The sequence below is a fragment of the Mesorhizobium sp. WSM4844 genome (genome assembly GCF_055811775.1).
On the sequence record NZ_JBVVQB010000192.1, the window covers coordinates 1 to 489 of the forward strand.

1 protein-coding gene is annotated in these 489 nt (G+C 58.3%); it reads right to left on the reverse strand.

Annotation, left to right across the window (positions count from 1 at the left end):
• The coding region (locus AC0L2A_RS36385; RefSeq protein WP_473613007.1) for a sugar phosphate isomerase/epimerase family protein at positions 1–489 on the reverse strand (489 nt) is incomplete at both ends.

Genomic DNA, 489 nt, shown 5'->3' on the forward strand with positions numbered 1-489 from the left:
TCACCCTGATGATGTGATGCTGGATGAAGGGCGCGCCTTCGGCCGCGCCATCCTCGGGGTGCTTCAGGCAGCACTCCCATTCCAGAACCGCCCACGAATCGTAGTCGTATTGGGCGAGCTTGGAAAAAATGCCGCCGAAATCCACCTGGCCATCGCCGAGTGAGCGGAAACGCCCGGCCCGGTTCGTCCAGCTCTGATAACCGGAATAGACGCCTTGCCGGCCGGTCGGATTGAACTCGGCATCCTTGGCGTGGAAGGCCTTGATCCGCTCGTGATAAATGTCGATGAATTCGAGATAGTCGAGCTGCTGCAGCAGGAAATGCGACGGGTCGTAATTGATATTGCAGCGCTTGTGGCCGCCGACCGCGTCAAGGAACATCTCGAATGTCGCACCGTCGAAGACGTCCTCGCCCGGATGGATCTCGTAGCCAACATCGACGCCATTGTCCTCATAGACGTCGAGGATCGGTTTCCAGCGCTTTCCCAATT